25 protein-coding genes are annotated in these 23,273 nt (G+C 60.0%); 16 read left to right on the top strand and 9 right to left on the bottom strand.

Features of this window, described 5'->3' with window-relative positions:
• The first annotated feature begins 44 nt into the window (after positions 1–44).
• Positions 45–869, top strand: a complete 825-nt coding sequence (locus ACWICV_RS06675; protein WP_105656960.1) for a sugar phosphate isomerase/epimerase family protein — start codon at positions 45–47, stop codon at positions 867–869.
• A 4-nt stretch (positions 870–873) separates the two neighbouring features.
• A complete protein-coding gene (gene proC, locus ACWICV_RS06670) occupies positions 874–1,716 on the top strand; it encodes a pyrroline-5-carboxylate reductase (protein WP_105656959.1) in 843 nt (280 codons plus the stop codon).
• A 75-nt stretch (positions 1,717–1,791) separates the two neighbouring features.
• Here proC and ACWICV_RS06665 read toward each other — a convergent pair whose 3' ends face one another.
• Together ACWICV_RS06665 and ACWICV_RS06660 are read right to left on the bottom strand one after the other, a co-directional pair.
• Positions 1,792–2,430: a potassium channel family protein gene (locus ACWICV_RS06665; RefSeq protein WP_105657082.1), complete on the bottom strand. Its 639-nt coding sequence runs from the start codon at positions 2,428–2,430 to the stop codon at positions 1,792–1,794.
• 25 nt (positions 2,431–2,455) lie between these two features.
• Positions 2,456–3,889 (bottom strand): TrkH family potassium uptake protein, encoded by a 1,434-nt coding sequence (locus ACWICV_RS06660; protein ID WP_332485933.1) that lies wholly within the window; start codon positions 3,887–3,889, stop codon positions 2,456–2,458.
• Positions 3,890–4,094: 205 nt separating this feature from the next.
• On the opposite strand from ACWICV_RS06660, the gene ACWICV_RS06655 reads away from it, so the two are divergent.
• From ACWICV_RS06655 to ACWICV_RS06635, 5 genes are all read left to right on the top strand, one after another.
• On the top strand, positions 4,095–5,264 hold the full coding sequence (locus ACWICV_RS06655) for an acetoin utilization protein AcuC (RefSeq protein ID WP_400288764.1): 1,170 nt from the start codon (positions 4,095–4,097) through the stop codon (positions 5,262–5,264).
• Positions 5,265–5,359: 95 nt separating this feature from the next.
• The gene (locus tag ACWICV_RS06650; RefSeq protein ID WP_353615988.1) at positions 5,360–5,803 is read left to right on the top strand and encodes an ArsR/SmtB family transcription factor; all 444 of its coding nucleotides are present in this window, start codon (positions 5,360–5,362) and stop codon (positions 5,801–5,803) included.
• 190 nt (positions 5,804–5,993) lie between these two features.
• Entirely contained in the window at positions 5,994–7,337 is a 1,344-nt protein-coding gene (gene gdhA / locus ACWICV_RS06645) for an NADP-specific glutamate dehydrogenase (protein WP_454090598.1), read from the top strand.
• Between the two features lie 256 nt (positions 7,338–7,593).
• A complete protein-coding gene (locus ACWICV_RS06640) occupies positions 7,594–7,818 on the top strand; it encodes a helix-turn-helix domain-containing protein (protein WP_013349804.1) in 225 nt (74 codons plus the stop codon).
• Positions 7,819–7,957: 139 nt separating this feature from the next.
• Positions 7,958–8,056: a 30S ribosomal protein bS22 gene (locus ACWICV_RS06635; RefSeq protein ID WP_005504750.1), complete on the top strand. Its 99-nt coding sequence runs from the start codon at positions 7,958–7,960 to the stop codon at positions 8,054–8,056.
• 102 nt (positions 8,057–8,158) lie between these two features.
• Here ACWICV_RS06635 and ACWICV_RS06630 read toward each other — a convergent pair whose 3' ends face one another.
• Complete coding sequence (locus ACWICV_RS06630) at positions 8,159–8,965, bottom strand: HAD family hydrolase (RefSeq protein ID WP_105656956.1); 807 nt, start codon at positions 8,963–8,965, stop codon at positions 8,159–8,161.
• Positions 8,966–9,027: 62 nt separating this feature from the next.
• Here ACWICV_RS06630 and ACWICV_RS06625 point away from each other — a divergent pair, with 62 nt between their 5' ends.
• On the top strand, positions 9,028–9,273 hold the full coding sequence (locus ACWICV_RS06625; protein ID WP_332485935.1) for a glutaredoxin family protein: 246 nt from the start codon (positions 9,028–9,030) through the stop codon (positions 9,271–9,273).
• Between the two features lie 27 nt (positions 9,274–9,300).
• Complete coding sequence (locus ACWICV_RS06620; protein WP_332502783.1) at positions 9,301–9,975, top strand: redox-sensing transcriptional repressor Rex; 675 nt, start codon at positions 9,301–9,303, stop codon at positions 9,973–9,975.
• Between the two features lie 106 nt (positions 9,976–10,081).
• Here the strand turns inward: ACWICV_RS06620 and ACWICV_RS06615 are convergent, their stop codons facing one another.
• On the bottom strand, positions 10,082–10,858 hold the full coding sequence (locus tag ACWICV_RS06615) for an AI-2E family transporter (RefSeq protein ID WP_105656954.1): 777 nt from the start codon (positions 10,856–10,858) through the stop codon (positions 10,082–10,084).
• Positions 10,859–11,032: 174 nt separating this feature from the next.
• On the opposite strand from ACWICV_RS06615, the gene ACWICV_RS06610 reads away from it, so the two are divergent.
• From ACWICV_RS06610 to ccsB, 5 genes are read left to right on the top strand one after another with little or no spacing between them, the layout of a single operon-like run.
• A complete protein-coding gene (locus ACWICV_RS06610; protein WP_454090599.1) occupies positions 11,033–11,695 on the top strand; it encodes a histidine phosphatase family protein in 663 nt (220 codons plus the stop codon).
• 36 nt (positions 11,696–11,731) lie between these two features.
• Entirely contained in the window at positions 11,732–12,325 is a 594-nt protein-coding gene (locus ACWICV_RS06605; protein ID WP_332485937.1) for a TlpA family protein disulfide reductase, read from the top strand.
• An 8-nt stretch (positions 12,326–12,333) separates the two neighbouring features.
• Positions 12,334–13,089 (top strand): cytochrome c biogenesis CcdA family protein, encoded by a 756-nt coding sequence (locus tag ACWICV_RS06600; protein ID WP_332485938.1) that lies wholly within the window; start codon positions 12,334–12,336, stop codon positions 13,087–13,089.
• Positions 13,089–14,717 (top strand): cytochrome c biogenesis protein ResB, encoded by a 1,629-nt coding sequence (resB, locus tag ACWICV_RS06595; RefSeq protein WP_454090600.1) that lies wholly within the window; start codon positions 13,089–13,091, stop codon positions 14,715–14,717. The genes ACWICV_RS06600 and resB overlap by 1 nt, the downstream gene beginning before the upstream one ends.
• Positions 14,710–15,774 carry a c-type cytochrome biogenesis protein CcsB gene (gene ccsB, locus ACWICV_RS06590; protein WP_105656949.1) on the top strand — a complete coding sequence of 355 codons (1,065 nt, stop codon included), beginning with the start codon at positions 14,710–14,712 and terminating at the stop codon, positions 15,772–15,774. Before resB ends, ccsB begins: the two co-directional genes overlap by 8 nt.
• Positions 15,775–16,040: 266 nt before the next feature.
• On the opposite strand, the gene ACWICV_RS06585 is transcribed toward ccsB, so the two are convergent.
• The gene (locus tag ACWICV_RS06585) at positions 16,041–16,484 is read right to left on the bottom strand and encodes a PLD nuclease N-terminal domain-containing protein (protein ID WP_332502784.1); all 444 of its coding nucleotides are present in this window, start codon (positions 16,482–16,484) and stop codon (positions 16,041–16,043) included.
• On the opposite strand from ACWICV_RS06585, the gene ACWICV_RS06580 reads away from it, so the two are divergent.
• The gene (locus ACWICV_RS06580) at positions 16,385–16,828 is read left to right on the top strand and encodes a DUF4229 domain-containing protein (RefSeq protein ID WP_400288619.1); all 444 of its coding nucleotides are present in this window, start codon (positions 16,385–16,387) and stop codon (positions 16,826–16,828) included. The two genes, ACWICV_RS06585 and ACWICV_RS06580, sit on opposite strands and share 100 nt — an antisense overlap.
• A 134-nt stretch (positions 16,829–16,962) precedes the next feature.
• Here ACWICV_RS06580 and ACWICV_RS06575 read toward each other — a convergent pair whose 3' ends face one another.
• The 3 genes from ACWICV_RS06575 to ACWICV_RS06565 form a co-directional block, all read right to left on the bottom strand.
• Positions 16,963–17,847, bottom strand: a complete 885-nt coding sequence (locus tag ACWICV_RS06575) for a 1,4-dihydroxy-2-naphthoate polyprenyltransferase (protein WP_332502785.1) — start codon at positions 17,845–17,847, stop codon at positions 16,963–16,965.
• A gap of 75 nt (positions 17,848–17,922) precedes the next feature.
• Positions 17,923–19,050 carry an AMP-binding protein gene (locus ACWICV_RS06570; protein WP_454090601.1) on the bottom strand — a complete coding sequence of 376 codons (1,128 nt, stop codon included), beginning with the start codon at positions 19,048–19,050 and terminating at the stop codon, positions 17,923–17,925.
• A 27-nt stretch (positions 19,051–19,077) separates the two neighbouring features.
• Complete coding sequence (locus tag ACWICV_RS06565) at positions 19,078–20,040, bottom strand: 1,4-dihydroxy-2-naphthoyl-CoA synthase (RefSeq protein ID WP_400288615.1); 963 nt, start codon at positions 20,038–20,040, stop codon at positions 19,078–19,080.
• A gap of 185 nt (positions 20,041–20,225) precedes the next feature.
• On the opposite strand from ACWICV_RS06565, the gene ACWICV_RS06560 reads away from it, so the two are divergent.
• Entirely contained in the window at positions 20,226–21,665 is a 1,440-nt protein-coding gene (locus ACWICV_RS06560) for an amino acid permease (RefSeq protein WP_454090602.1), read from the top strand.
• Positions 21,666–21,737: 72 nt separating this feature from the next.
• On the opposite strand, the gene ACWICV_RS06555 is transcribed toward ACWICV_RS06560, so the two are convergent.
• Positions 21,738–23,165 carry an MFS transporter gene (locus tag ACWICV_RS06555; protein ID WP_402470393.1) on the bottom strand — a complete coding sequence of 476 codons (1,428 nt, stop codon included), beginning with the start codon at positions 23,163–23,165 and terminating at the stop codon, positions 21,738–21,740.
• Between the last annotated feature and the right edge of the window lie 108 nt (positions 23,166–23,273).

Below are 23,273 nucleotides of genomic sequence, written 5' to 3'. Positions count from 1 at the left end.
TAAGCGGTGCCCGCACAGTGGACCCGGTAACAGGAGGCAAGAGCATGGAAGACCAGAAGAGCACAATGAAGGTGCCAGTCACCCTCTCTAGCGCGTCAGTTTATCCGCTGACCGTCCATGACGCCTTCGCGATGGCCAAGGACGTGGGATACGACGGGCTGGAAGTGCTGATTACCGGCAACGCAGCCAGCCAATCTGCGACCGCGCTCAAAGCCTTGATGGACAAGTACCAACTGCCGATCATGGCCATTCACGCACCGACACTGCTGCTCACCCAGCAGGTGTGGGGCTCTGCTTGGGCCAAGATCGAACGTTCGGTCATCCTGGCCCAAGCGGTCGGCGCAAATGTGGTTGTCGCCCATCCGCCATTCAGGTGGCAGGGCGCCTACGCCGAAGAATTCGCCGAAGGCGTGCAGCGATTGGTTGAGACCACGGGGATGAAAATCGCCGTGGAAAACATGTACCCATGGCGTGCCCGGGGCCGTGAAGCGAAAATGTACCTTCCGCACTGGAACCCAGTCCCGCAGCACTACCAGCATGTGACCTGGGATTTCTCCCATGCGGCGATTGCCAATATGGATTCGCGCCAAGCCGTTGAGGACCTGGGCCAGCGACTGGCGCACGTTCATCTGTGCGATGGTTTGGATAACGGCAAAGACGAGCACCTTGTGCCAGGCCTGGGCACCCAACCGGTGGCCGAAACGCTGCAATATCTGCGTGATGCCAATTGGAGCGGCACCGTAGCGGTCGAGGTCTCCACACGCAAAGCTCGCAACACCGGGCAAAAAGAAGAATGGCTGGGAAAGACCCTAGAATTTGCCCGCCAGCACTTAACAGTCGGCAGCGACCCCAAGCCAATGACACAATAGCCATATGAGTGAAGCAACAAAGAATCTGTCCCTGTCCTTCCTCGGCGCCGGCTCCATGAACGGCGCCATCCTGCGTGGCATTATCGCCTCGGGCCATGACCCGCAGCTCATCACCGCTACCGTGCGAAGCGATAACCGCGTAGCGGAACTGCGCGAATTGGGCATCAACGTCTTGGTCAGCGAGGAAGATCCCGAAGCCAACCGCCGGGCTGCCGCCAGCGCAGACATTATCTTCCTGGGCGTGAAGCCGGTAGGCATCACCGAACTGTGCGAGGAGATTTCCGGATCGCTGGACGCGCAGAAGGTCGTTGTTTCCGTAGCCGCCGCTATCACCCTGAGCAGCATGCAGTCTCATCTGCCAGCTGGCCAGCCGGTCATCCGTTCCATGCCGAACACCCCTTTGATGGTCGGTGCCGGCGTGGTGGGAATCAGCCCGGCGGCAAGCGTGAGCGACGAGCAGACCAAGTTGGTCACCGATCTGCTCTCCGGATCCGGCGACGTGCACGTCATCGACGAAGAGCAGCAAAATGCGCTCTCGGCAATTTCCGGGTCCGGTCCGGCCTATGCTTTCTACCTGGCTGAGGCCATGGCCAATGCCGGTGTGGCCATGGGCTTGGATGAAAAGCTTTCAATCGCGCTGGCACGTGCCACTGTGGCCGGTGCCGGCAAGATGCTCTCGAACCCTGACGCGGATCCCGCGACCCTGCGCAAGGCAGTAACCAGCCCGAAGGGCACCACCGAGCAGGCTATCGCCACCTTCGATGAGCAGGGAATTCCAAAGATTATTGCTGCGGGCACGCAAGCGGCAGCCGCCCGTGCAGCGCAGCTGAGTGAAGAGCTCGGCTAGGAACGAGCATCCAGTACGTCGGTGGCCGGCAACCAATTGGTTGCCGGCCACCGCCGTATTCCCGATCCTCGTGCCCTACGGGCGGGCTGCGAAACGCTCGAGCAGGTCCACGTGCCCCGAGACGATCAGGACATCTCGGCGAGTCACCATGGTATCCGGCATGGCGTAGGTGAAATCCTCGCCCGGGGACTTCACACCAACGATCGTCACCCCGTACTTGGAGCGGACTTGGGACTGGGCCAAGGTGAAGCCCTGGGTCTCCTTCGGAGGGTACATCTTCACGATGGCGAAGCCGTCATCGAATTCGATGAAGTCGAGCATGCGGCCACCGACCAGGTGCGCGGCACGCACACCGGCATCGGCTTCCGGGTAGATGACGTGGTTGGCACCAATGCGGGTAAGAATCTTGCCATGGGAGGGCGTAATGGCCTTGACCCACAGATGCTCGATGCCCAGATCCACCAGGTTCACGGTGATCAGCACGGATGATTCGATGGAGGTACCCACGCCCACGACGGCAGAGGAGAATTCCTGGGCGCCGAGCTGGCGCAGGGCGTCAATATTGGTCGCGTCGGCCGCGACCACGTGGGTCAAGGTGCTGGCCCACTGCTGAACGAGCTCCGGGCTGCGCTCAATGGCCAGCACTTCGCGCCCCTGCTTGACCAGCGTTTCAGCGACAGATGCACCGAAGCGGCCCAGGCCGATCACCAGCACCGGGGCATTGTGGTCTATGTTCTTGTCAGCCAATGAGCGGCCTTTCTTCTGGGAGTCTGAACAGCGTATTGCGGTGGCGCATGGTCAACGCGCTGGCGAGCGTAATACTGCCGATGCGTCCGGCAAACATCAACGCGCTGAGCACATACTTGCCGGCCGGAGGCACTTCTTGCGAAACCCCGCTACTCAGGCCCACGGTAGCAAAGGCCGAGATCGACTCGAACAGGGCTCGCGAGAAGCCCACCGATTCGTCGATGGTCACGAGCGCGCCGGTAGCGACCATCACCAGCGAAGCACCCATGGCGACCACGGAGATGGCCACGCGCATGGTGCCCTGCGGAATCTGCCGGCCAAAGGCCTTCGCGTCAGTATCGCCACGGACCTCGGCCAAGATCGCCAAGAACATCACGGCAATGGTGGTGACCTTGATGCCGCCAGCAGTAGAAGCTGAACCGCCACCAGCGAACATCAATGCGTCGGTCAACAAGATGGTCACCTGGTGGATGTCGTTCTGATCCACCAGGTTGAAGCCGCCAGAACGGGTCATGGTGGAGGCGAAGAAGCCATGAATGAGCTTGTCGCTGATGGATAAGCCGCCGATGGTCTTGGGATTGGCCCATTCGAAAATCAGCCACAGGAAGGATCCGGCAAAGAGCAGGATGGTGGTGGTGAGCATGGTCAGCTTGGTGTGCAGGTTCCACTTCTTCATATTGAACTTGTGCGCCAGCAGCACCATGATCACCGGGAAACCCAAGGAACCGGTGAACACGCCGGCCATCAATGGGCCCAGGATCCACAGGTCGGTTTCGTAGGGAACCAATCCGTCGGAGTGCGGGGTGAAGCCTGCATTGTTGAAAGCCGAGACGGCATAGAAGATTCCATGCCAGATGGCGGACAGGACGCTTTCACCCAGCATGTAGAAGCGCGGGATCAGAAAGAGCGCGATGACCGCCTGCAGGCTGATCGCTGTGAGGATCACGATGCGCAGCAATGAGCTTACTTCACCCAGGGCTGAGGCTCCAGAACTGTTCATCGAATTCTGCGCCATCAGCTTGGCTCGCACGCCCAGCTTGCGGGATACCGCCAGGGACATGATGGAGGCCAGAGTCAAAATGCCCAGGCCGCCCATGAACGTTGCGACCAGCATGATCAGCTGACCGGCGAATGACCAGTGCACAGCGGTGGAGACGGTCGTTAGGCCAGTAACGCAAACTGCCGACACAGCGGTGAATAATGCGTCATGCAGCGCGGTGGCTTCCCCCGTGGCCGAGGAAAACGGCGCCGCGAGCAGGGAGGTGAACAACGTGATTGCCAGCAAGAAGGCGCCAAGAGTCAAGCGCGCGGGGGAGCGCACGGTGAAGTCCGCAACTGCGATGCGAACGGTCAGCCATTTCTTGCGTCGCTGTTCGCGCATTTCAGCTGCCCGGGCGCTGGGGCCCGATGCACTGGCTGTGCTCATTTATTACTCGCCGTTTCCTGGGGAACAGTTCTTTGCCATGAGGATTTGAAGTCCTTCTAGTAATTTACGCGTTTCCACCGCTAAACGCTTGTGTTGCCCGGCTAAAGACCCGACAAGCCGCGCAAACTGCCATGAATTCATGAGTTGGGTCACTATCGGGTAGCCTGAAATCGTGTTAGATCCGCAGCATGCCCCACGGCCCACCATGGTGATGTGGGATGAAGAGTATCTGAAGTACAAATTCAGCGACTGGCATCCCATGCACCCTTCACGGCTAGAACTGACCTATCGGCTCAGCGATGAGCTGGATATCTTCGATGCGCCGAACGTCACGATACAGGCTCCGGATATTGCCGACGATGCGGTCATCGGCTCCGTCCATGACCAGAGCTATATCGATCAGGTGCGGCGGGTGAGCAAGGATCCAACACTCGTTGCCGAAGAATTCGGCTTGGGCACCGAAGACGACCCGGTATTCGCCGGGATGCATGAAGCCGCCGGGCGCATTGTTGGCGGTTCGGTAGCAGCGGCCCAAGCCATCATGGACCAAGACGTGGTCCGTGCGGTGAACTTCGCCGGTGGCATGCACCACGCCGCGAAAAGCAAGGCCAGCGGTTTCTGCATCTACAATGACGCTGCTGCCGCGATCCATCGCATGCTGGAACAGGGTGCCCAACGCGTGGTCTACATCGATGTGGACGCGCATCATGGGGATGGCACCGAGTCGATCTTCTGGGATGACGAACGCGTGCTGACCATTTCCATCCATGAATCCGGGCTGTCGCTGTTCCCCGGTACGGGATTCGCCAATGAAATTGGCGGCAAGAACGCCGAAGGCAGCGCAGTAAATGTTGCTCTGCCGGCAATGACCGGGGACTCCGGGTGGATGCGTGCCTTCCATGCGATCGTTCCGCAGCTGGTACGCGCTTTCAAGCCGGAAATCATCGTCTCCCAGCACGGTTGCGATGCGCACCGCGATGATGACATGACCAATTTGAAGCTGTCTGTTGATGCGCAACGCCAGGCGGCCCTGGACATATCCCAGTTGGCAGATGAGCTGTGCGAAGGCCGGTGGTTGGCTACCGGAGGCGGGGGATACAACGTCACCGCCGTCGTGCCGCGTACCTGGACCCACCTGACGGCGATTGTTGCCGGCAAGCCGGTGCCGTTGCGTACCTATGTTCCCGAGACCTTCCGCCGCTACGTTCTGGAAAGGTACGGCCGTGCCATGCCTTACCTCATGGGCGATGACGCTCAGCTGTGGTGGCGCAATTGGGAAGTCGGCTTTGATCCGGCCGATCCGGTAGACCGAACCATCATTGCTACACGCAAGGAGATATTCCCGCTTTTCGGGCTCGATCCATGGTTCGACTAGCCTCGCATGGCTGCGGCCACCGGAGACAGAGGCGAGACTTCACAGCATTTTAGGCATGGAAATCGATTGCCAACCGTTCATATGCCGTTAGGGTTATGTGTGTGGCAATTGATGAAGTGTTTTCGGCGTTGGCTGAACCAACCCGACGAAAGATTATAGAAGCGCTCAAGAACGAGCCGAAAGCAGTGGGCACTCTGGTCACTGAACTGGAGATCTCGCAGCCGACTGTTTCCAAGCACTTGAAGGTGCTGCGCGAAGCTGAACTCGTGAGCATGGCCGCTGCCGGGCAGCGGCGCATCTACAGCATTGATACCTCAGCGCTGGAAGACCTCGTGCGCTGGTGCGCCGATTTGGTACCTGCCCAACCGGAGGGCCAAGAGCTGGCAACCACGCAGGCCGAAGCCGAGGGGCAGCTGGCAGCGGTATCGAATCCAACGGCTCAGCAGATCGGGCGGCGCGTTGGCCAAGGCCTGGAACAAGTTACTGGACGTGCGCAAGAGTTTTTCGAGAAACTTCCGCGGTTCGGGCGTCGGCGCTAGCTCTTGTCCAGTCATCGGCGCTGCAACCGTGCAATATGGTCAATCTTTTAAGTTACGCGCGCAATCCTGTTTTATAACATGAAAATTTTGTTCAGAATGCCCAGCATGGCATTCTCGTGTGCGGGGCAGTGACGCCGGCAATGAGGCCCCTTGTGCGCCTGTGCCTGCCCCAAGTGATGAGGAGAAAAACTTGGATAAGCACTTAGCGACGATTCGCGACGAAGTCTTCCGCCGCAATCCCGGCGAAGCAGAATTCCACCAGGCCGTCACGGAAGTATTCGACAGCCTTGAAGCTGTATCGGTCAAGCATCCCGAATACGCCGAAGCCGCAATCCTGCAGCGTTTGTGCGAACCTGAACGCCAGATCATCTTCCGAGTGCCATGGGTTGACGACGAAGGCCGCGTGCAGATCAACCGCGGCTTCCGCGTTGAATTCAACTCGGCTCTGGGCCCATACAAGGGCGGTCTGCGTTTCCACCCATCGGTTTACCTTGGCATCGTCAAGTTCCTGGGCTTCGAGCAGATCTTCAAGAACTCCCTGACCGGCATGCCCATCGGCGGCGGCAAGGGCGGCTCGGACTTCGACCCGCGCGGCAAGTCCGATGGCGAAGTCATGCGCTTCTGCCAGTCCTTCATGACTGAGCTCTACCGCCACATTGGCGAATACACCGACGTGCCAGCCGGCGATATCGGCGTTGGCGGCCGCGAAATCGGTTACCTCTTCGGCCAGTACAAGCGCATCACCAACCGCTACGAGTCCGGTGTGCTGACGGGCAAGGGCTTGAGCTGGGGCGGTTCCCTGGTTCGCCCGGAAGCCACCGGCTACGGCGCAGTGATCTTCACTGAAGAAATGCTCAAGACCCGCGGCCAGACTTTCGCTGGCCAGCGCGTGGTCGTTTCCGGTTCGGGCAACGTGGCAATCCACGCCATCGAGAAGGCGCAGGCACTGGGAGCGAAGGTCGTTACGGCTTCCGACTCGGCCGGCTTCATCGTTGACGAGGGCGGCATCGACCTGGATCTGCTGCGTCAGATCAAGGAAGTTGAGCGCGGCCGCATCTCCGAGTATGCCGAACGCCGTGGCACCAAGAAGGTGAAGTACGTTGCCGGTGGCAGCGTCTGGGACGTTGCAGGCACCGTGGCGCTGCCCTGCGCAACCCAGAACGAATTGGGCGCTGAGGCCGCAAAGAAGATGGTTGCTGCTGGCACCATCGCCGTGGCCGAAGGCGCCAACATGCCTACTACCGCAGAAGCGACCTCGATCTTCCAGGATGCAGGGGTGCTCTTCGGCCCGGGCAAGGCTGCCAACGCTGGTGGTGTTGCTACCTCGGCTCTGGAGATGCAGCAGAACGCCAGCCGCGATGCATGGAGCTTCGAGCACACCGAGCGTCGCCTGACTGAGATCATGGTCGGCATCCACACCAGCTGTGCTGCTACTGCAGACGAGTACGGCATGCCGGGGAACTACGTCGCCGGCGCCAACATCGCAGGCTTCGTGAAGGTCGCAGACGCAATGCTCGCACAGGGCGTCATCTAATAATCTGCAGCGCTGCAATCCGCGTGAATTCATTGGGGACCCGGTGAAATCACGCGGATTGTCTCGTTCAGGCATCAAAAAATGTGATTCAGATGGTCACGTGTGTGTTTCGTGATGCAAAAGTTACAAAAGTGCGATTAGACTAGTACAAAGCGAACGTGAACCTGAACCGCCGATGTTGATCCAAAGTCGTGTAAGTTCATCTTCGCAAAATTAACGCGACGAATAAGAGATCAGCGTCAGGAGAATATCCCGCATGACGGATAAACAGAATTTTGCCGGAGCCCGTTTCATGACTGTGGCCGAAGTGGCCGACATGATGCGCGTTTCCAAAATGACCGTTTATCGGCTGATCCACGCCGGTGATTTGCCTGCTGTTCAGTTCGGTCGCTCCTATCGCGTTCCGGAAAACGCCGTGGAATCATATCTGAATGCCGCGGCCATTGATCCGCAGCACGGTACCGGTTCTTACGGTCGATAGTCCGCGCGATGGTCAGAGCATGACCGAAAAGCGGGTAATCTGTTAAGGAACGTTTAACGTCCGGTCAACCTTGTCCTTGGGCTCGCGCGCAAGCAGGCATTTGGGGTTGACGCATTTATTTAGTTTGTGAGGAACCACTATGGGCTCTGTTATCAAGAAGCGCCGCAAGCGTATGTCGAAGAAGAAGCACCGCAAATTGCTTCGTAAGACCCGCCACCAGCGTCGTAATAAGAAGTAAATCTACTTCTGAGCATTTGCCGCTTGGCAATCATCGCCACCGCTTCACAGTGAAACTGTTGAACGGTGGCGATTGCTTTATCCAAAGCCGCCCAGCGTCGGTCTAAGAGCCGGAACGGCGCAGAATGGACCGTCGCGCCGCCCAGAGCGCACCAAGCACTCCAGCGGCCTTCAGGCCTAGTTTGGCAGCTCGCTGGCCGGTGCGGAAGTCGTAGACCTGCCAGCCGCGGCGCTTGGCGTAGGCGCGAAGCCGCGCATCGGGATTGATGCACACAGGATGTCCCACAGCTTCAAGCAAGGGAACATCATTGTAGGAATCCGAGTATGCCCATGATTTCGACAGCGAGATGCCGCGAGCCTTCGCCAGGGTGCGCACCGCTTGCGCTTTTTCCGCAGCGTGCAGGATCGGGCTGGCCAGCGCTCCGGTGTAGAAACCGTCTTCGCTGGCCACTACAGTGCCCAATGCACCGGTAAGTTCGAGACGTTGCGAGATGACATTCGCCACTTCCAGGGGAGTGGCAGTGACTAGCCAGACTTCACGGCCCACCGTCCGATGCTGGCGAGCAATGGCTACCGTACCGGTCCATAGCTTGGGTTCGATGTATTCGTCATAGATCTCGTTGCCGATCTTCTCGATCTCGGACACCGGGATCCCTCGGACCATCATCAACGCACGGTCGCGAATCTGGTGAATGTCCCCTAGGTGCTCACCGCGCGCGGCGAAGCGCAACTGCTTGAGCGCGAACCAGAGGATTTCGCGGAATTGGAAGAAGCGGCGCTCATGCAGTTTCCGGGCCAGCAGATACAGCGATGCACCGCGCACAAGGGTGTTATCTACATCGAAGAAAGCGGCGACCGTGTCCGGAGCCAGGGCGGAATTCGGGCTGGGGTGATGATCGATGGAAGACATTTGATCCAGTTTATTTCATTGCCAAGTTTAAGGGCGGTTACGGCTCGTGAGATTATAGGCAGGTGAGTACTTTGAATCAGATCCAGCTGTTGGTTCGAGAAGGCTGCCACCTGTGCCAGGCCGCACGCGCAACCGTGGCCGAGGTGACTGGCCGGTTGAATATGGAGTTTTCCGAACTGGATATTGACCAGCACCCTGAATTGCTGGCCAAGCACCACGAGGAAGTGCCGGTTCTGCTGATCAACGGAGAAGTCCGCGACTTCTGGCACATCGACGCACAGCGTCTGGAACGACTACTGAGCAGCTAGCCGCTGCCGAATAAATGAAAATGCGTTGTGCTCTTCAAGAGCACCGAAAAGTGCGGGAGAACGAAGATGTCAGAGCTTGAAGCCCGGGTCCTGCCTGAGGCCACGCTGGCTCGACTGACCCAGTACTTGCGCGCGCTGAACGCCTTGGAAGCCCAGGGCCTGGAACGCACCAGTTCCGGGGTGCTGGCCAAGGAAGCTGGAGTGAACCCCTCCATCCTGCGCAAAGACCTTTCCTGGTTGGGTTCTTACGGAACCCGCGGGGTGGGCTACGTGGTCCGCGAACTGGCAGAACATATCAGCCGCACCCTCGGCCTGAACCAGGACTGGCGTGTGGCCATCCTCGGCGCCGGTAACCTGGGGCGCGCGCTCAGCGGATATGCAGGATTCAGGACTCGTGGCTTCAACGTCAAGGCGATCCTGGATATCGACCCCGCACTGGTCGGCAGGCCGGTCGGCGAGCTGCACGTGGAAGCGATCGCGGACTTGGCCGCAGTGGTTGAACGCGAAGAAATCAACATCGCTGTTCTGGCAATTCCGGGCGATGCTGCGCAGGACCTGGTCTACGAACTGGCCGCGCTTTCGGTCCGCTCGGTGCTCTCGTTCGCACCGATGCCGCTTCGCGTACCCGCGGGCATGAACCTGCGGCGCGTTGATCTTTCCACTGAATTGCAGATCCTGGCATACCTCGCCGTTCAAGGCTGAAGCCGCGCAGACGAGAAAAGGCGTAGCCGCGTTATCCTTTGGGTGGATGGAGCGGCTACGCCTTTATTGTCCCTGCAGGGCCTCGCGAAGAGGCTCGGCCATGCGTTTAGCGGAAGCCGGCCAGGCGAGCCTGGCGGCGCTGCGCAATGTATTGCGAAGAAGGGCGCAACCAGGCGAAGACCACGCCTGCAATGCCCAACAAGATGCCCACAACGTAGACAGCGTTGATAATTCCGGCTTGAGTGTCAGCGAACATGCTGATCATTGGAACGATAGTCACCAGATTCAGCAGTGAAAGCGCACCGAGGATCGTGGCGATAATTCGCATGGCGCCCACGCCGCGGCCAACGAAGAAGCCCACCAGGAAATACAGGGCCAAGGTGATGATCATGGAGATAATCACGAAGGTCGACATCATGGAATTGACCTGGGCCATGAAGGCCTCAGGGCTTGCCATCATCTGTTCAACCAGTGGATCCTGCTCCATGCCCGGGGTGCTCTGCATCTGGTTCTGGAACTCTTCTTGCACCAGCGACCACTGCTGGCCAATCATGTTGGCCATCATGTTGGAGTTGGTCATCAGCCAGCTGGCGAGGGCACTGAAGATGCCCGCGAGCATGATCAAGCCAAAGGCGATAGCCAAGGTCCGTGGCCGCTCGGTCGGCGGCTGCACGCCGGCGTAACCTCCCTGCTGGGCATACTGGTCGTAGCCCGGTGCCTGCGGTTGCCCGTAAGGATTCGGATTCTGGCCGTACGGGTTCTGGCCGTACGGCGAGGGCTGCTGGCCGTAGGGGTTTTCGCCGTACGGGTTCTGCGATGAACCCTGGCCGGAAGGGCCCGGGTTGTAGGGCTGGCCCGGCTGGTTAGGATCGTTGTCGCTCATGATGCGTCCTTCTGGGTCGAACTGTCTTATTAACTAAGCGTAGTGGCAGTCGGTTGTGAGCAACCCCTCCGAAAGGATGGTTTTTCCATATGGGATTCCAATGCGTGTCCTGTGAATAGTTGACGGTGGCCACAATATGGCTAATTTGCACCGAATATTTGAGACACTGGAGGCATGCCTTTATCGACCGTCCATTTGTTGCGCCACGGGGAAGTTTTCAACCCTGACCGTATGCTCTACGGCAGGATCCCCGGCTTCGGGCTCTCGGAACTCGGATTCCAGATGGCCGATGGGGCAGGAGAATATTTTGCCAAGCGCCAAGCAGAAGGCGGCAACCTAGTGCGCCTGGTGGCCTCACCGCTCCTGCGAGCCCAGCAGACAGCCGCGCCGACCTCCAGTGCTCTGGATCTGCAGGTCCACACCGACGAGCGGGTTATCGAAGCCGGCAACAAGCTGGAAGGGCTGTCCAAGGTTGCGGAGCACCTGCGTCAGCCGAAGTACTGGCCGCTGCTGGTCAACCCGCTGAAGCCTTCATGGGGCGAACCATATGCCCAGCAGGTTGCTCGCATGCGCCTGGCCATGGATGAGCACCGCAAGGCCGCCCTCGCCGAGCACGGCGAAGGAGCGGAAGTCATTATCGTCAGCCACCAGCTGCCGATCTGGGTTACGCGCCGCGCCGCCGAGAAGAAGCCGCTGTGGCACGATCCGCGCCAGCGCGAGTGCACTCTGGCTTCCATCACCAGCTTTGATTTTGAGGGAGACGAATTGGTCTCCGTGCGTTACACCGAGCCGTGCCCCGAGCTGCTTGCCGGCGCGGCGAATATCCCTGGAGCCTAAAGCAAAATGACAGATCCTGTGCCTAATCCTCGCCACTTGAGCCGCCGCACCATGTTGCGTTCGCTCATGGTTGCCGCCGCCGTGGTGCCCTTGGCTGCCTGCAGCGGCAAGGAAGATGCGCTGACCGCGCAAGCAAACAGCGGCGACGGCAAGAACTACATCGCTGGCGACGGCGCCGTGGAAGAGTACGAAGTTTCCAAGCGCAGCGAACCGGTTGCCCTCAAGGCCACCACCTACCATGGCACCGATATCGACTTCACGCAGTGGCAGGGCAAGCCCGTAGTCATGAACTTCTGGTATGCCGCCTGCGCTCCGTGTCGCATCGAGGCACCGGATCTGAAGGAAATCGCTGAAGGCTTCGGCGAGAAAGTCGAATTCATTGGCGTCAACGTACGCGATGAAGCCGAAGCGGCGAAGGCCTTCGAGCGCACTTTCGAGATCCCCTATGAGTCGGTACAGGATACCTCCGGGGACATCCAGCTGGCGATGACCAAGTACGTCCCGTTGCAAGCGGTTCCATCCACCTTGGTGCTGGACCGCCAGGGCCGTGTCCGTGCCCGCGTGATCGGTGCCGTAGAGCCTGGCACCCTGAAGTCATTGATCGACTCCGCTCTGACCGAAGAGTTGTGAGCTGATCAGTGACCACTAATCCCTTTGCCGACATCGTCCTGGACGGGTCGTTGCTGCTGGCTGCCCCAGTAGCACTGCTGGCCGGGCTGGTCTCCTTCCTTTCGCCTTGCGTCCTGCCGCTGGTGCCGGGCTACCTCGGTTACGTCACCGGGTTGACTGGTGCGGATCTGAAGGAGCACCGGCGCGGCCGCGTGGTCTCCGGCGTACTGCTCTTTGTCCTGGGATTCTCCGTGGTCTTCATCGCAGCGGGCGTGCTTTTCAGCCAGGCCTCCGCGTGGCTCAGGTTCAACGGCTCCTGGGTCACCCAGGCATTGGGCCTGGTCGTGGTCTTCATGGGCATCGTGTTCATGGGCGGCTTCTCCTGGATGCAGCGTGACCGCAAGATCCACAGGAAACCGCCTGCAGGCCTGTGGGGTGCCCCGGTTCTGGGGCTGACCTTCGGCCTGGGGTGGGCACCGTGCATCGGCCCCACCTTGAGTGCGGTACTGATCATGTCCACCGGTGTGGACGCGAACGTAGGGCGTGGAACGCTGCTGACTGTGTTCTATTGCCTCGGATTGGGTTTGCCCTTCATCCTGATTGCGATGGGGTTGCAGCGCGGCATGCAGGCGCTGGCGTTCTTCCGCAAGCACCAGGTTTTCATCATGCGTTTGGGCGGGGGACTACTCATTGCCTTGGGACTGGTCATGGTGACCGGTCTGTGGGGAACATGGGTAGCAGAACTGCAAAACTGGTTTGCCAATGAAGTGAGGTTGCCAATTTAATGGCGAAACAACAACGGAATTCCAAGGGAACTGGCGACGCGCCTGCCCTGGGATTCATGGGTTCCATGCGTTGGATCTGGACCCAGCTGACATCGATGCCGACAGCTTTGTTCTTGCTGTTGCTGCTTGCCGTTGCTGCGGTACCGGGATCGATCTTCCCGCAGCGCGACGCCAACCCCGAATCTGTAGCCCAGTACCTGGAACAGCACACCACCGCTGGTCCATGGCTGGATCGCTTCCAGATGTTCGAAGTGTATTCATCGGTGTGGTTCTCCGCGATCTACATCTTGCTGTTCGTCTCGCTGATTGGCTGCATCATCCCGCGTGTGAAGAAGCACGCCAAAGCCTTGCGCACCCCGCCGCCGAGGACCCCGGTGCGCCTGGAACGACTTCCCCAGTACAGCTCGCATGAAATTCTGGAAGGCGAGACGGATACGCCCGATGACCAGCAGGTCATCGAGGATTCGTTCAGGATCCTGAAGAAGCGCGGCTACCGTGTCGAGCGCCGCGAGGATGCCACCGGGGCCTCGGTTGCCGCAGAGCGCGGGTATACCCGCGAAATCGGCAACCTGCTCTTCCACATCTCGCTGATGGGCGTACTGGCTTCGGCCGCGATCGGCGGAGCCCTGGGCTACACCGGGCAGCGCGTGGTTGTCGAGGGGGAGACCTTCGTGAATTCGCTGGTGGCCTACGACTCCTTCACCCCGGGCACCGGCTTCAATGCCGATAATTTGCCGCCCTTTGCTGTGACGCTGGACAAATTCGACATCATCTTCGACCGCGAATCCGAATCGCATTTCGGACAGCCGCTGGACTTCACCGCCCACGTCAAGGTGCGCGAATCGCCCGATGCCGAGCCAGTGAAGCAGGAGCTGAAGGTCAACCATCCGCTGCGGATCAGCGGCGGTGACGTGTACCTGGTCGGCAATGGCTACGCCCCGGTGATCACCGTCAAGGATGGCAACGGCAATGTCTCCTATTCCGGCCCGGCGGTTTCCATTCCGCAGGATTCGGTCTACACCTCGATGTTCGTGCTGAAGGTTCCGGACGCCGAGCCATCGCAGCTGGGCTTCCAGGGCTTCTTGCTGCCAACCGCACTGGTGGATGAGAACGGCTTCGGCATCTCGGGCGACCCCAACGCCATCAACCCCCAGCTGCACCTGAACTCGTACTTCGGGGATCTGGGCCTTGACGACGGCAATCCGCAAAACGTGTTCGTGCTGGACACGGAGAAGATGGAACCGCTGAACAGCCGTGATTTGGATGCCGGCGGCATCATCCTCGAAGCGGGGCAGACCTACGAGCTGCCCGACGGCAAGGGCTCGATTACCTTTGACGACCTCAAGCGCTTCGTCGCATTGGACATCAATCATGACCCGGGCAAGCTGCCAATCGGCATTTTCTCAGGTCTGGCGCTGATCGGCCTTGCGGTCTCGCTGTTCACCCCGCGTCGCCGCGTCTGGGTGAAGCTGAAACAAGAAAACGGCAAGCGTAGTATCGAGTACGCACTGCTGGCACGTGGCGAGGATCCGCGTCTGGAACGCGAAGCTACAGAACTACAGAAGATCTTTGACAAGGCTTGGCCATTGGCAAGCCAGGAGCAGAACCAAGGAGCAGTAAATGGATAACGCTGGGGCATTAGCGCCAATCAATGAAACGCTGGGTGAATACAGCCAGTTGTTCATGCTGCTGGCCGCCATGGTCTACGGAGTGGTCTTCATCATTTTCGCCTTGGACCTGGCAAAGACCAACAAGTCCATCAGCGAAATGGATTCCGAAGCGCTCAAGCGCGACGAGGAACTGCTGGTTAGCGCTGGCGGCGCCGTGGGCACCAAGCCCCGTTCGCGCCGGGGTGCCGCTGTGCGTGCCGACAACGTCGGCGAGCATATCGTGACCGACAAGATGGAGTACACGCAGTTGTCGGCCAAGCGCCCCACGGCTCGCATTGCCGTGGTGCTGATGTGGCTGGCCGCTGCCCTGCACGGCGGTGCCGTGGTTTCCCGTGCGATAGCCGCGCACCGAGTGCCCTGGGGCAACATGTACGAGTTCCTGTCCACCGGTGCATTCCTGGTGGCTCTGGTCTTCTTGCTGGTGCTGATCTTCAAGGACCTGCGCTTCATGGGATCCTTCATCTCCGGCCTGGTCACCTTGATGCTGTGCGGTGCCACCATCGGCTTCCCGACACCGGTTGGCCACCTCGTTCCTGCCCTGCAGTCGCCATGGATCGTCATTCACGTCTCCATCGCCGTCCTGGCGTCGGCACTGTTCGCCATCAGCTTCGCCATGAATGTGCTGCAGCTGGTACAGCATGCTCGCATGAACCGGCTGGCCGCTGGCCAGGACGACAAGCTGCCCTTCATGCGCGTGGTGCCAGGTGCCGGCGCATTGGAGAACTTCGCCTACCGCATCAACACCATCGGCTTCGTGATGTGGACCTTCACTGTCATCGCTGGTGCGATCTGGGCAGAGGCCGCTTGGAGCCGCTACTGGGGCTGGGATCCAAAGGAAGTCTGGTCCTTCGTGATCTGGGTTGTCTACGCAGGCTACCTGCACGCCCGTGCCACCGGTGGCTGGACGGGCCCACGCTCGGCCTGGTTGTCGATCATCGGCTTCCTGTGCGTGGTCTTCAACTTCACCATCGTGAATATCTTCTTCGACGGTCTGCACTCCTACGCCGGAGTCTAGTTCCTAAGAATCCAGCACTGCGAGCGGTTTCCCTTTAGCGGAGAGGCCGCTCGCAGTACTTTAAGCGTTCGTTGCAGGCCCTGGTACTCAAGTGCGGGGCACTGACGGGCGCCTGCCCCCGTCCGTCCCTCCAGCGCCCGTAGAGGAAGCCCCGCGCCCCGGGCCGCCTGCAAGAATGCCCGAAGCTCCCACGAGGCATGAAAAAAGCCCAGCGGCGCTGGCACGCGTGCTGGGCTGGTTGCCGGAATCCCGGCAGAACTAGGTGGTTATTCGGTTTCAGACGAAGAGCTGTCGGTGCCTTCTGGCTTGTTCTTGCGTTCTGCACCTGGCTTCGGTTCCTTGGCCTCAGGCTTGGCTGGTTTCTCGCCATCGGCCTTCTGCACGTCTTCACGTTTAGTGAGGTCTTGCTCACGCGCCTTCGAGTCGGCTTCACGCTGCTGCTGGCGGCGCCAGACCTCCAGCTGGCGCAGGAAATCCTCATCGTCGTCCGGAGCCATGGACTTCTGCGCAGGGGCTCCATTTGACGCAACAGGGCGACCTAGGAGGAACCACAAACCGGCTCCGATTAGCGGAAGGAGGATGACGACCGCAATCCACGCAGGCTTAGGCAATGAACGAATGCTGCGGCGCTCTGCACGAGCGCATTCGATCAGGGTATAAATCGTCAAAGCAACCGAAACCACTGCGGCGAAAATCAATAAGCGGACCATGCTTCCATTCTAGTGATAATCCTGTTCACAGGTTCACCGGTAGAATTGAGACTATGCAGTTTGTGAAATATAGCGTTATCCGCCTAGGCATATTCCTAGCCGTTTTCTTGGGCCTCTGGTTAGGTATGAAGTGGCCAATCTTCGTTTCCGGAATTATTGGCCTGGTCGTGGCCTTCGCGGTGGCCTACCTTTTCTTCAATAAACTTCGGCTAAAGGCGAACGAAGATATCCGCAACGCTTTCAGCAAGACCTCGGCAAACAAGACCAGGATGCAGCTAGCTGATGAAGCCGTTGAGGATGAATTCGACGAATCACAGCGCAAGCAGACCCCTGGCGCCGAGTAAATTTCCCCACGCAGGTTCACCTCGAACTGCATAGCCCAGCCATTAGCGCATGGCCGGCATGACAATTAACGAGATGGGCTGGCCGGATCAATTGATCCGGCCAGCCCATCTCGTTTTTCCTTCTGCAGCGGTGGCTAGGCCAAAACCTCGATGGCGATAGCCAAGGAGAAGAGCACCGCATATACGACATTGACCATGCCGGTCTGCTTAAGCACCAGCACCAGCTTTGGCAGCTGCTGCTCGCGAAGCATCAGCAGCGATGGAGCCACTGCAGGAACGAAGGTGAGCAGGACCAGCCACATCCATGGGAAGGCGCTGGTGGCCAGCAAAGGGAGGAGGATGGCTACCGCCAGCATCAGCACGTAGCTCAAGCGGGCATTGTGTTCGCCAAGGCGCACCGCCAAGGTAATCTTTCCCACCTCTTTATCGGTAGGAATGTCTCGCACATTATTGGCCATCAGCAGAGCGCAGCCAATCAGGCCGGTGCCGATGGCACCCCACAGCGAAGCCATGGTCAGCTGGTTGATCTGGGTGAAGGTGGTACCCAAGGTGGCGACCAAGCCGAAGAAGATGAAAACGTAAATATCGCCCAAGCCGCGGTAGCCGTAGGGGTTCTTGCCGCCGGTGTAGCCCCAAGCGGCGAAGATCGCGGCGACGCCTACCAGCAGCAGCGGCCACGAGGAAGAAATGATGACCAGCACGAGGCCGAAGATGGCGGCTAGCCCGAAGCAGCCGAAAGCGGCATTGCGCACGTTCTTCGGCTCGGTGAGCTTGGAACCGGTCAGGCGCAGCGGGCCGACGCGTTCGTCATCGGTGCCTCGGATGCCGTCCGAGTAGTCGTTGGAGTAGTTCACTCCGACCTGGAGCAGCAGGCCCACCAGCAGAGCCAAGACGAAACGGAACCAATGAACGGTTCCAGTTTCGCCCAGCGCGGCTGCGGTACCGATGACAACCGGGGCAATGACGATAGGCAAGGTGCGCAAACGCGCCCCAGAAACCCACTGGGAAAGTGTGGCCACTTTCTGTCCTTTCAGGGCAAGCGGAAACTCGTACCCTCTAGTTTCCCGCGATTAGGCGTGCAAGGCGAATCGAGACTAGTCGCGAACGCCTAGTTCTTCGATGACCAGCTGTCGATTGAACTTGCCATTAGGCAGCTGCGGCAAGCCAAGAGGGTAGTGGCGCACGTGCTTGGGCACCGCTTCCTTGCCCAAGGTCCGGCGCACCGCTTCGAAGGCATCGGCGGTATTGGTCGGGCCCGCATAGGCCAGGCCAACGCTGTGGCCCCATTGCGGATCGGGCACCGGGACCACGATTGCCTGCGTGAAGAATTCTTCCAGCAGCCCTTCAATCTTCGATGCCGAAAGCTTGATGCCCCCGGTATTGATCACATCATCGATGCGTCCAATGATCTTCAACCGCTGTTTTTCAACGGTGCCCAGGTCATCGGTGACGTACCAGCGGACACCATCGCGTTCAATGAAGTGCTCGGCGGTGGCTTCGGGGGAGTTGGCGTATCCGTCGGCGAGCATGGGGCCGGCGACCCAGATGCGCCCCTCATGCGCTGCCAGCTGCACGCCGGGAAGGGCCGTGCCGTTGTAGACCAGGCCGCCGGAAGTTTCCGAGGACCCATAGGTCTGGAAAATCTTCAGCCCATGATGGCGGGCGCTGACCAGCAGGTCCTTGCTGGCTCGCGCGCCGCCCAAGAGGATGGCGTCGAAACGCTTCAGCGCCTGCAAGGTTTCCGGCGCCGGGTTATCCAGCAGCCGGGCAAGCTGGGTTGGAACCAGCGAGGTGATCCGGCGGGAGTCGATCATTTGATTGGCGGCTTCGGTGAATGCCGTGGCCGAGAAACTGCCCTCGGTGTCCATCACCACGGGCTTGGTGCCGGCGAACAATGAACGCGTCAGCACGCTCAGTCCCGCGACATAGTGCACCGGCAAGGCCAGCAGCCATTGGCCTTCGAAGCCGAGGAACTCGGCCGTGGCCTGCGCACTGGATGCCAACGCCGAAACGCTGAGCACCGTGCGCTTGGCCCGGCCGGTGGAACCGGAAGTCCGCACCACTGCCATGGGCTGCTCGAAACCTGGCAGGTCCTGTGGCGCCAAGTACTCGATGCGCCAGCCGTTGGGGTTGGCCTCATCGAGCAATACCTCAACGGCCGGCCCCCCGTCGTTGGCCACCGTGGCCAACGCTGCGAGCAGTTCAGAGAGTTGTTCGTCCATATCCGGTCCTCGTTCCGTCGCGGAAGATTAGAAGTAGTAAGGGTAGTTGGACCAATCCGGGTCGCGCTTGCCCAGGAACGCGTCGCGTCCTTCTACTGCCTCATCAGTCATGTACGCCATGCGGGTGGCTTCGCCAGCGAAGACCTGCTGGCCGGCCAAGCCGTCATCGGCCAAGTTGAAAGCGAACTTCAGCATGCGGATGGCCTGCGGGGACTGGCGGGCGATGTCGGCTGCGTACTCCAGGGCCACCTCTTCGAGGCGTTCGTGCTCTACCGACTCGTTGACGGCGCCCATGCGGACCATGTCATCGGCCGAGTACTCGCGGGCAAGGAAGAAGATTTCGCGGGCGGTCTTCTGCCCGACCTGGCGGGCGAGCAATGCCGAACCGTATCCGGCATCGAAGGAACCGACGGTAGCGTCGGTCTGCTTGAACTTGCCTTTCTGCTTCGAGGCAATGGTCAGATCCGAGACCACGTGCAGCGAATGGCCGCCACCGGCAGCCCAGCCGTTGACGACGCAGAGGACAACCTTGGGCATGGTGCGCATCAGGCGCTGGACTTCCAGGATGTGCAGGCGCCCGGCACGCGCCGGGTCGATGGATTCGCGGGTCTCGCCTTCGGCATAGCGGTAGCCGTCACGGCCGCGGATGCGCTGGTCGCCGCCGGAGCAGAATGCGTGTCCGCCGTCCTTTTCGGAGGGGCCATTGCCGGTCAGCAGGACGGTGGCTACGTCGCTGGTCATGCGGGCATGGTCCATGGCGCGGAACAGCTCGTCCACGGTGTGCGGGCGGAAGGCGTTGCGCACCTCGGGGCGGTCGAAAGCGATGCGCACGGTCGGAAGGTCGCGCACGATGCTTCCATCCGCCGCTCGCTGGACTTGGCGATGGTAAGTGATGTCGGTGAAGTCGAATCCCTCGACCACGCGCCAGCGCGTTGGGTCGAAGACATCGGAGACCTTCTCGGGCAATGCGGAATTATTCAGGCTACTCACCCTATGAATGCTAGTCGGTTTCGTCCGGAACTCTAAGAAAGGAGTAGTAGACTTTTCACGGCCCGACTCGCGGTTGCGCGTGGAATCCCCGCCCGTACGACTTGGACCATCCAGTGAATCACCGGATTCATTTCACGATTTTTGCACGGATCCATTGAACGCGTCCGTAGGTCAGGAGTTCATCTATGCCATCTGGTCAGCATCGCCCGGCAACCCCGGAAATCAGTGCCGAGGGCTACAAGAAATCCCTGAGCCGCCGCCACGTCCAGATGATCGCGATCGGCGGAGCCATCGGTGTGGGCCTGTTCATGGGCTCCGGCGGGCGCCTGGCCTCGACCGGTCCGGCGCTGGTGCTGTCCTATCTGGTAGCTGGCGCCTTGGCTTACCTGCTGATGCGGGCACTGGGCGAACTGATCATGTACCGCCAGACTTCCGGTTCCTTCGTCTCGTACGCGGCTGAGCTCTTCGGTCCCAAGGGCGCCTTCATCTCCGGATGGATGTACGTGCTGAATTGGATCATGACCGGCATTGCCGAGCTGATCGCCATCGGCCTGTACTTCCAGTATTTCTTCCCGAATGTTCCGGTAACCGTTTCCGCGTTCTGCGCGTTGCTGCTGCTGGTGGCCATCAACCTCTTCAGCGCCAAGGCTTTCGCAGAATTCGAGTTCTGGGCAGCTTGCATCAAGGTGGCCGCGATCGTCCTGTTCCTGGCCGTGGGTACATACATGGTGGTGACCAACGCACAGGTGGGAGACCACACCGCGTCGGTGGCCAACCTCTTCATCGGCGATGAGAACGGCGAGGGCGGTATGTTCCCCCGTGGTTTCTTCGTCAGCATCCTGGTCCTGAACTCGGTGATCTTCGCCTATAACGCCATTGAACTGGTGGGCATTGCCGCCGGCGAGATGGAGAACCCGGAAAAGGAAGTTCCATCGGCAATCCGTGCGGTGGTCGTTCGCATCCTGGTCTTCTACGTAGGCAGCGTCTCCCTGCTGGCCATGGTGCTGCCATGGAACGAATACGAATCCGGGGTCAGCCCGTTTGTCACGGTCTTCGAGAAGATGGGCCTGGGCTGGGTTGGCAGCGCGATGAACCTGGTGGTGATTACCGCTGCGCTGTCCTCGTGCAACTCGGGCCTGTATTCCATCGGCCGCATCCTGCGCACCATGAGCGGCAATGGGCATGCTCCGCAGTGGCTCGCGAAGATGAACAAGCACTTTGTTCCCTCCACCGGCATTATCACCGTGGGCGTGGTCTATCTTGCCGGCGTTATCCTGAACATCTGGCTCGGTGATTCCTTCGCCTTCGACCTTGCCTTGAATACCGCATCCATCGGCGTGCTGTTCACCTGGGCCTCGATTTTCGGATGCCAGCTCATGCTGCGCAAGAAAAAGGGCTCTGTTTCCTCGCTGCCCATGCCCGGGTCGCCTATTACCGGTTGGGTCGGATTGATTTCCTTGCTGGTTATCACCGTCCTGATTTCTTTCGATACCTTGACCGGGGAAAGCGGCGAGGTCTTCCCGGTGGGGCTGTACACGATCGCCACAATTCCGGTGTTCGCCTTGCTGTTGTGGGGCGGATGGCTTTTTGCTCGCAAGCACGCCCGGGTGGGCATCGATTTCTAGGCCGCCAGCGATTATGCGCCAGCCGCCAAGGGGAGCAGTGCAACTGATGCGCCCCCTTGGCGGCTGGATGGCTCAGGACGTTCGGTTTTCATCGCGCTGCACCGCAGCGAGGATGCCGGTGTCCAAGGCATCGGGAATCGCGGTGCCGCGCAGCGACGCGCCGGCGGTCTCCGGCATGAACTTGATGGCGATCGCACCAATCACGCACGCTGCCATCATGTAGATGGCCGGGAAGAGCAGGAAACCGGTGGCATTGATGGCCGCTTCATTGACCATCGCGGCGGTGCCGCCGAAGACCGCCGTAGCGATGTTGTAGGTAATCGCGAATCCTGCGAAGCGCACCTGCGAAGGGAACATCGCCGGGAACGTCGCGGTAATCGTGGCCAACTGCGGAATGTAGAGCAGACCCAGCACGGCGAAGCCGACAATGGCCCAGGCGAAGGACTTGCCCATCAGCCAGAACATCGGTATTGCCAAGACGAACAGGCCAATGACTGAGGCGTACCACATTGGCTTGCGTCCGACCTTGTCCGAAAGCGAGCCCGCAAATGGAATTACGGCCATCATGGCCACCTCGCCGATCAGGATGGTGGCCAGCGAAGCGTTGGGGTCCAGCCCCAACTGGGTTTCCAGGTACGTCGGCATGTAGCTGAGCAACGTGTAGTTCACGACGTTCAGCGCGATGACCAGTCCGGTCATGGTCAGCATGGGGCGCCAGTAGGTGAACACCAGTTCCTTGAGCGACCCGCCCTGCTGGGCTTCGCCGGATTCTTCCATCTCCTGGAAGACCGGCGTGTCCTCCAATCTGCTACGCAGGTACAGGCCGATCAGGCCCATGGGCAAAGCGAGGAAGAATGGGATGCGCCAGCCGTAAGCCATCATGGCTTCCTCGCTGAGCACCACCTGCAGGCCCAGCATCACGGCGGTGCCGAGGGCGAAACCGCCCAAGGTGCCGAATTCCAAGAAGGAACCGAAGAAGCCGCGTTTGCGATCCGGCGCATACTCGGCCATGAAGGTTGCCGCGCCGCCGTACTCGCCACCGGTGGAGAAGCCCTGGATCATGCGCAGCAGAACCAGCAGGATTGGCGCGGCGACGCCAATGGCTTCGAAGGTTGGCAGGATGCCGATGAGGAAGGTGGCCAGCGACATCATGATGATGGTCAAGGCCAGGATCTTCTTGCGGCCCAGCTTGTCGCCCAGCGGGCCCCAGACCAGGCCGCCAATCGGGCGGACCAGGAAGGAGAGGGCGAAGGTGGCCAAGGCCATGAAGGTGCCGCCCTCGGTGGGGAAGAAGTGGGCGGTGATGTAGGTGACGGCCACGGCATAGACACCGTAGTCGAACCACTCGGTCATGTTGCCCATGGCCGATGCCGCAGTGGCCTTGCGAACTTCTTGCCGGCCTTCTTGCGTGTTCATGTCCGGCCCGATGTCATGGTCCAGGTCGGGAGTGAAATTATGTGCATTCGAGTTGTCGTTTGGCTGGCTATGTTCCGGTTGCATTGCTGCTCCGTTGTTTTCAGCTTTCCGTCGACCGATCGCCCTAAGGCCAGATAGGAATTCATCGCCTTGGCCGCGGTCCACGATCCGGGAGTTCCCCGGAGTCGGTTA

This window comes from Glutamicibacter sp. NPDC055354 (genome assembly GCF_053644955.1).
This window is presented reverse-complemented; position numbering and strand designations above follow the sequence as displayed.